Origin of the sequence: uncultured Ruminococcus sp. (assembly GCF_946415235.1) — a bacterium.
Taxonomy (GTDB): domain Bacteria; phylum Bacillota; class Clostridia; order Oscillospirales; family Ruminococcaceae; genus Ruminococcus.
The window spans coordinates 21,088-29,232 of the sequence record NZ_CAMKRR010000029.1 but is presented as its reverse complement, the minus strand read 5'-3'; the positions used below and the strand labels follow the sequence as shown (position 1 = coordinate 29,232).

At 47.4% G+C, this 8,145-nt stretch carries 4 protein-coding genes and 1 pseudogene; all 5 read left to right on the top strand.

What is annotated here, in order from left to right; genetic code table 11:
- Positions 1–427 (top strand): annotated as a pseudogene (locus Q0R37_RS07655) (hypothetical protein); the annotation flags it as partial.
- A 245-nt stretch (positions 428–672) separates the two neighbouring features.
- Positions 673–2,931, top strand: a complete 2,259-nt coding sequence (locus tag Q0R37_RS07650; protein ID WP_294753029.1) for a glycoside hydrolase family 30 beta sandwich domain-containing protein — start codon at positions 673–675, stop codon at positions 2,929–2,931.
- A 333-nt stretch (positions 2,932–3,264) separates the two neighbouring features.
- A complete protein-coding gene (locus tag Q0R37_RS07645) occupies positions 3,265–5,262 on the top strand; it encodes a dockerin type I domain-containing protein (RefSeq protein ID WP_294753027.1) in 1,998 nt (665 codons plus the stop codon).
- A gap of 239 nt (positions 5,263–5,501) precedes the next feature.
- Positions 5,502–6,179, top strand: coding sequence for a hypothetical protein (locus Q0R37_RS07640; RefSeq protein ID WP_294753025.1), 678 nt, complete (start codon positions 5,502–5,504; stop codon positions 6,177–6,179).
- Positions 6,176–7,885, top strand: coding sequence for a VWA domain-containing protein (locus tag Q0R37_RS07635; protein ID WP_294753023.1), 1,710 nt, complete (start codon positions 6,176–6,178; stop codon positions 7,883–7,885). Before Q0R37_RS07640 ends, Q0R37_RS07635 begins: the two co-directional genes overlap by 4 nt.
- The last annotated feature ends 260 nt before the right edge of the window (positions 7,886–8,145 follow it).

The window sequence follows — 8,145 nt, the reverse complement described above, 5'->3', positions numbered from 1 at the left end:
GCAGCAGCAGGGTAACTGGAACTTCGGCGGCGATCAGCAGCAGGGCGGACAGCAGAACTGGAACTTCGGCGGCGATCAGCAGCAGGGCGGACAGCAGAACTGGAACTTCGGCGGCGATCAGCAGCAGGGCGGTCAGCAGAACTGGAACTTCGGCGGTGACAACGGCGGTTTCAACTTCGGCGGCGTCCAGATGAACTCCGACGAACCACAAAGCGATGACGAGACCGTAGTAAGCGGCAGCTGGGCATTCCAGGGCGGCTTCGGCGGCGGCGGAATGCAGTGGGGCGGCGGCGGAGGCGGCGGCTTCGGCGGCGGCTGGGGCGGCGGCTTCGGCGGCGGCGGCGGAATGTTCGGCGGCGGAAACATCTCCGTTGTTGACTTCCTTATTGCAAGATTTGATATAATCCGCAGCGCACTTCGTATGTAAAAAAACACATATCTCATAATTGGTCTCCCGGGGCAGATATCTGTTCCGGGAGATTTTTATTATGTAATATCGTGCATTTTTTAGAACATATAAAGCTACATTAAAGAGATTATACACAACTTCTTCATTTTGTCCACCTTTGTTTCATATTTTGAGTTTACAGAATGAATAATATGAGTTATTATTACATTAAATAATAATGCGAGTCGCTGTGGAGGCACACGGCACTCGGCAGGGGGTAAAAAATGAATATAACAAAAAAAGTAAGGACTGCCTTCTCAGCAGTCATGGCAGGAGCTATGCTCGTTTCATCAGCAGGTTCCTTCCCTTCAAACGTGCTTGAAGCAAACGCCGCAGGCGCCTGCACTATCAACACGAACAAGGAATACCAGACGATACGCGGCTTCGGCGGTATGAACCATCCCGAATGGCAGAGCTACAATGTTCAGAACGGAGCTCCGGGAGATATGACCGAGGCACAGGTACAGACTGCCTTCGGCAACGGCGAAAACGAGCTTGGTCTCACTATCCTGCGTATCTTCGTAAGCGACGACAAGAACGCATGGAAGAACGCTATCCCTACCGCTCAGAGAGCTCAGAAGCTCGGCGCTACCGTATTCGCAACTCCGTGGAACCCGCCCGCTTCAATGCGTCAGAACGGCTCAGGCGGCCCGAGAGGCGGACAGTACGTTCTTAAAAACGGATCTGAGGCACAGTACGCCCAGCATCTCAACGACTTCATCAAATACTGCAACAGTCAGGGCGTTCAGCTCAATTCTATATCAGTACAGAACGAGCCCGACTGGTCGGGTGAATGGACATACTGGGCTCCTGACCGCTGTGCAAGCTTCCTTGCAAACTACGGAAAGGCTGTAACGGCAGGAACGACCACAAAAATGATGTCGCCTGAGAGCTTCAGCTACAGCAAGGATTATTACAATGCCATCCTCAATAATTCAAAGGCTATGGAAAACTGCGATATGTTCGGTACTCACTTCTACGGTACACAGCGCAGCCAGATGGACTTCCCTGCCCTTGAGAACTGCGGCAAGGAAATATGGATGACCGAGGTATACGTTCCCAACAGCGACAACAACTCCGCAGACAGGTGGCCCGAAGCCGTTCAGGTATCGGAAAATATCCACAACGCTCTCGTTGTAGGAAACATGAACGCATATGTATGGTGGTATATCCGCCGTCAGTACAGTCCTATGTGGGATACGGGCAAGATATCAAAGCGCGGATATGCTATGGCACAGTTCTCGAAATGGGTGCGTCCCGGCGATGTACGTATAGACGCTACAGAGCAGCCAAACAGCAATATCCTCGTATCGGCTTATAAGCACAGCGATACACAGGCTACCGTCGTTGCTATAAACAAGGGCAGCGGAGCTGTTTCTCAGCAGTTCACCCTCAGCAACAGAACAGTCACCAATGTTGACAGCTACAGAACCTCAGGAAGCGAGAATATAGCTAAAATAGGCGGCATCTCCGCAAACGGCTCATCATTCACCGCTCAGCTCCCCGCAAACAGCGTCACGACCTTCGTTGTAGGGCTCGAAAGCGACGGCAAGGGCTTTGAAGGCGGCAAGGATCCGACACCTCCCGAGCCTATCGAACCCGATGAGAACGGCTGCTATTACCACGATACATTTGAAGAAGGAACCGACAGCTGGGAAGGCAGAGGCGGCGCTTCCGTTGCTTCAGGCGGTACAGCTTACAAGGGCAGCAAGGCTCTTACGGTTTCCGACAGAAGCAGCGCATGGCACGGTGCTCTTAAGTCTCTTGATTCACTGACCTTCAAGGCAGGCGAGACCTACAGCTTCAGCGTGGCAGCTTCGGGCTCGGGCAACCTTATGCTCTCTCTCGAATATAAGGACTCTTCTGGCGAAACCAAGTACGATCACATTGCAAGCGCTGAATCCACAGGCGGATATGTACAGCTTGCCAACGCGAACTATACGCTCCCCGAGGGTTCGGGATATATCCTCTACGTTGAAACAGAGGAAGGCACAGGTGACTTCACAATTGACGAGGCTATCGTTGCAAAGGCAGGTACTCAGATAGACGGACCTGTTGTAACGACTACCACAACTACGACGACCACTACAACTACTACAACGACTACGACCTCAGAAACTACCACCACAACAACCACGACCACTGCAACGACCACAACTGCTACGACCTCCGAGACCACAACGGAAACAACTACCACCACAGTGCCTAAGGATCCGAAGGAAGTCCTCGACTCCAAGGTCTCAAAGTGGGGCGACGCAAACTGTGACGACGCTATAGATATGGGCGATGCGGTACTCATAATGCAGTCCCTTGCAAACCCGAACAAGTATCAGCTTTCGGATCAGGGCAAATTCAACGGAGATGTTTACGAAGCAGGCGGCGGTATTACTACAAACGATGCTGTTACCATACAGAAGTATCTCCTCAGTCTGCTCAGGAGCTTCCCTGAGAGCTACGCCGAAAAGATCACTACTGTAGGCTGATGCAGCAGGAGCGCTTTATCAGCTTATAATAGAATAGCTGCGGGATATTCCGTTTTATATCACGATATATATTTTAAGGATCATCAGCTGTCACAGGGCAGCTGATGATCCTTTTCCGTACAGCCCCGTTTCCTTTGTTAAAAACATTAAATCAATTTACGTTGTTTTAACTTTATCTATCGTTAAAAACCGCAACAATTGCATTGACACAAGCGGCATTTTATGATATAATATCACAAAGTGCTTTTAATTTGCAGTATCTGTTTACTGCCTTTTAAAGCCAAAGCCCCTTACGCACATAAGGCGTAAAAATATGGAAAGGAAGATTTGCAAATGAAAAAGTTTATTTCTGCAATCACATCACTTGGAATTGCTGCTTCAATGATAGGTGCAGTCGTTCCTGCAACAGCAGGTGCTGCCGATGCTTCCAAGGGTTTTGCTGTCAAGACATATGACATTGCCAAGCCTTCATCAGCAGACGCTGCATCAACAGTGACTATCAAGAAGAGCGATATCCCTGCGGACGGTTATGTTCTCCCCTCAGCTTTATACTATAGCGAGAGCGCTAACGGTTCCACAGATTCACTTCTCGTTGGTATCACCACAGATTCAAAGGACATCTCCTTCAAGCTCTACAACCCCGAAAAGGACGGCTATACAAAGAGCGAACAGGAGTACACCTTAGGCGGTACTAAATTCAGTACAAGCAGCTACATATCATTTGCAGGCTCCTATGATGATCTTGACGGCTATATGGCTGCCGGCAAGCACGTTTTCGGTGTTGATTCATCACAGACTGCCGCAGGTACAGATAATTACTATATAGGTCTTTCATGGACAAACAACGGCAAGGAATACAAGTGGGCAGGCGAAAAGTCAGACTCATATCCTTTATATGTTTTTGATACGATCATCCCGCAGAGCATTGCTGTAGGTACATACACCATAAAGTACTGCGAGTACAACACAGATACAACAGGTGTAAACTACAATCCCTGTCCTCTCGTAGAGGGTGAAAAGCAGAGATATACCACAAAGGACGGCAACCTCAAGCTTGAGACAATGACTATCAACATTGTTGATGCAAACGGAAGTACTCCTTCAACAACAACCACAACTTCTGCTACCACCACAACAACTACAACAACTACAGCAAAGCCTGTATCTCAGGACGGAGATATCCAGTTCACATTCGCTGACAAGGACGGCAAGACTTCTATCGAAGCAAAGCCCGGCGATGAGCTCGTTATCAACGCTAACATCACAGCTAACGGCAAGCCCGTATCGGCTATGGATGTACAGTTCCAGCTCGGCTCAGGCTTAAAGCTCCAGCAGATCAGCGGCAAGTCAGCTGCTATCGGCAACTCAGCTGTATCAACAAACGAGGACGACTGCCGTGCTAACTTCACCGCTATCAACGATGAGGACGGAGAGCCTATCGTTCCTACAGACGGAAAGGCAGCTCTCACTCTCAAGGTAAAGGTTGCTGACAACGCAAGCGGCGATTACACCATCGGCTTCTCCGAGTTAAAGGTATACAAGGACAATACCAACTACACATACAAGTCATCCTTCGCTCCTATCAGCATCAAGGTTTCGGGCGGCGGTCAGGGCCAGCAGTCCGAGGGCGCTGATATCAACTTCACATTTGCAGACAAGGACGGCAATTCTGAGATCTCTGCAAAGCCCGGCGACGAAATAACAGTTTATGCTAATGTTACAGCTAACGGCAAGCCCGTTTCAGCTATGGACGTTCAGTTCAAGACAGATTCATCTGTCAAGATCACAAAGCTCGGCAGCAAGGCTCCGGCTCTTGACGGTGCTTCCGCTTCAACAAATGAGGACGAAGGCCGTGTAAACTTCACAAGCATTGGCAGTGACGGTGAGCCTGTAATTCCTACAGACGGAAAGGCTGCATTCACACTGGTAGTCAAGATCACTGACGACGCTACAAACGGCAAGCACACTATCGGCTTCTCGGAGTGCAAGGTATTCCAGGACAGCACAAACTTCAATTACAAGACAGCTTACAAGCCTCTCACTATTACAGTTACAGGCGGTAAGGACGTCAAGTATATGCTCGGCGATGTAAACAACGACGGCATCATCAACGCAGTTGACGCTTCACAGGTACTTAAGTACTATGCTAAGGTATCTACAGGCGGCGACGGCGGCTTCACAGAGGAGCAGAAGCTTGCAGCAAACGTTACAGGCGATGCTATCATCGACGCAGTTGACGCTGCAAAGATCCTCAGCTACTATGCTTACGCTTCCACTATAAAGGACGGAACTCCCGTTTCAATGGAAGACTTCATGGCTGGCAAGAAGTAATGATATAAAAGATCATATTCTTTAAAGACGGCAGTCTGTACTTGTGTACAGGCTGCTGTTTTTTATCCTTAACAGTTTTGTATCAATGCAGTCACAATTTCTTCAAACGTCGGTATATAGTGGTATAACGGAAATATCTGCCTTTCGGGCTCGGGTATGATTGACTTTTCACAGAAAATGTTATATAATATATTTTGATATAACAAGCCGTGGAAAAACGGCTGATTGGGGTGAATTTATTGAAAAAATACCTGGGGCAGATCGTTTTTAATATTATTATAGCTACTTTCGGAGCTCTCCTCTTCGGAGGTACGGATATACTGGACTCCGCAGGGCTCTCCATAATCGCTGTAATATTAATAGTAGGACTTCTCAGCGCAGGCAACTATTACTTCGTAAAGCTGGCAGCTCTCGGTAAAAAAGCCTTTCAGCGCTCCTACGTCATAGATGAGCACACCTTTGAAGCTCTCAACCAGCCTGAGGATTACATAGAAGTAATGAAGAACCTCAAGGATTATCCCCTGTGCCGTCAGGAAGCTTCAAGAATGATAGAACAGTGGGAGCTTTTCCGCAAAAAGTCCGAGACCCTTGATACCATAAGCTCCAGCGGTGGAGTTTACGAGCTTGTAAATCAGGACATACAGTCCGTAATGCTCAATAATATGACAATGTTCATGAAGCGTACAGCTATCATGCAGTCGTCCTCAAGATATGAGGAAATAAACGGTCATAAGAGCTATCTTAGGATGCTTACGGAAAGAAACGATAAGATACTTAAGGACTATACCAATCTGCTTGTTGAAGTCTCACAGATGACGGACAACGAGAGAAGCAGTACCGAAATAAGGTCACTTAAGCTTATAATAGATTCAATACACGAATACAAGAACGAGATCGAAAGTGAGGATATGAGATGAACAAAAGCAAAACTCCGCTTATTATCGCCGTAATAGGCGCAATAATCACTGCTGCACTGATAATCACAGTGATTAACAAGAGCTCTTCCAAAAGGAATAATGATCTGCCTTCCACAAATACACATAAGGTGTCTGTAAATAATCCTGAGGAAAAGCTTCAGAAATGCCTGAAAAATATCAACATTCTCAGTGCCGAAAAGGTAAAGGGAACTGTTGATTACTCTGATAACGGCTCCGCAAACCTTCCGAATATCGAGACAAAATACCCGCTCACCGTTGTCGGTGGCGGAGATGTGGATATCGAGATATTCTCTACCTCTGAAAAAGCAGGCAAGAACAACAACGGCTGGCTCAACGAGACTGCGGAAAAGTTCAACAGTCAGAGGAACCGCCTCTCAAACGGAAAGATCATCTCCGTAAGCGTAAGAAGCATTCCCTCGGGAGCTTCATCTGATTATATATCAAATAATGTATACCTCCCGCAGGCTTATACTCCTTCAAATGAGCTTTTCGGAAAGCTTGCCATGGAAGCGGGCGCAAAGCTCCGTCTGGAAGCCGAATCACTTGTTGCAAATACAGCGGGCATCGCTATTTCCCGATCGGCTGCTTCATCGGTAGCTTCAAAGTACGGCTCTGTAACATATGAAAATATAGTAGACGCAGTTGTAAGCGGCGAGCTCCAGATGGGTTATACCTACCCTTATACTTCGGCTACAGGTCTTAACTTCCTTGTAAATGCGCTCCAGCATTTTGACAGCGGAAATATCCTCAGTGATACAGCTGTTTCACAGTTTCAGCAGCTCCAGAAGGGCATACCTTTCGTATGCTATACCACAGATCAGATGGTAAACGCTATGCAGAGCGGTACTCTCCAGGCAGGTGTCGTTGAGTATCAGGCTTATACAAACAGCGCTGTACTCAAGGGCGGATACGACTTTATCCCCTTCGGCTACAAGCACAGCAATCCCCTTTACAGCGTAGGTGACCTCTCGGATGAACAGCATGAGGCTATCAATGCTTTCCTGAGCTATGCGCTCAGCAGCGGTCCTCAGCAGAAAGCAAAGGAGTACGGCTTCGATCCCGACAACAGCTACAGCTACAACACAAATGACATAAGCGGAGCTGATATAATCAGCGCTCAGAGGCTCTGGAAGGAAGAAAAGGACTCGGGCACACCGACAATAGCTCTGTTTATTGCTGACGTTTCGGGAAGCATGACCGGCGACCCTCTTAACCGTCTTAAGGACTCTCTTATAGAGGCTTCAAAGAATATAAGATCGGACAATTATGTAGGTCTTATTTCCTATAATGACGATGTTAAGCTCAATCTTCCAATTGCTCAGTTCGACCTTGAACAGCGTTCTTACTTTGCGGGGGCTGTGGAGAAAATGAAGGCAGGCGGAAATACTGCTACATACGACGCTCTTCTCGTCGGAATCAATATGATAAACGAGTACAAGGAGAGCATTCCCGACGCCAAGACTATGATATTCGTCCTCAGCGACGGACAGTGCAACCGCGGCGTTGAATACAACACAGCGGCAGGTATTGTAAGTCATTACGGAATACCGATATATACTATAGGATACAATGAAGAGATCAATTCTCTCAAGGACCTTTCTTCTATAAACGAAGCTGTTTATATCGACGCTGACAGCGATGACGTTGTTTACGAGCTGGCTGCTCTCTTCAACGCTCAGATGTAACGCTTTCTATAAGAGGATCGAAATCACATGAAATTAAACGGAAAACCGTTTAATAAGAAAAAAATAATTTTTAAGTTCTATGTTATGCACAAAACAGCACTGCTCAGCCAGTGCTGTTTTTGTTGACAAGCACGTTTTACTTGTGATATACTATTTATGTATCAGCTAAATCCTGAATCCGATACTTGCTATAGTATAAGTAATGTATTATGTCTTTCCACGTCTGCGGCGGGGAAAGACATACGTAAAAAGGAGGCATA

What these genes read in the sequence shown, in the direction of transcription:
- Q0R37_RS07650 (WP_294753029.1), top strand. Translation starts at nt 673, where the DNA reads ATGAATATAACAAAAAAAGTAAGGACTGCCTTCTCAGCAGTCATGGCA.
- Q0R37_RS07645 (WP_294753027.1), top strand. Translation starts at nt 3,265, where the DNA reads ATGAAAAAGTTTATTTCTGCAATCACATCACTTGGAATTGCTGCTTCA.
- Q0R37_RS07635 (WP_294753023.1), top strand. Translation starts at nt 6,176, where the DNA reads ATGAACAAAAGCAAAACTCCGCTTATTATCGCCGTAATAGGCGCAATA.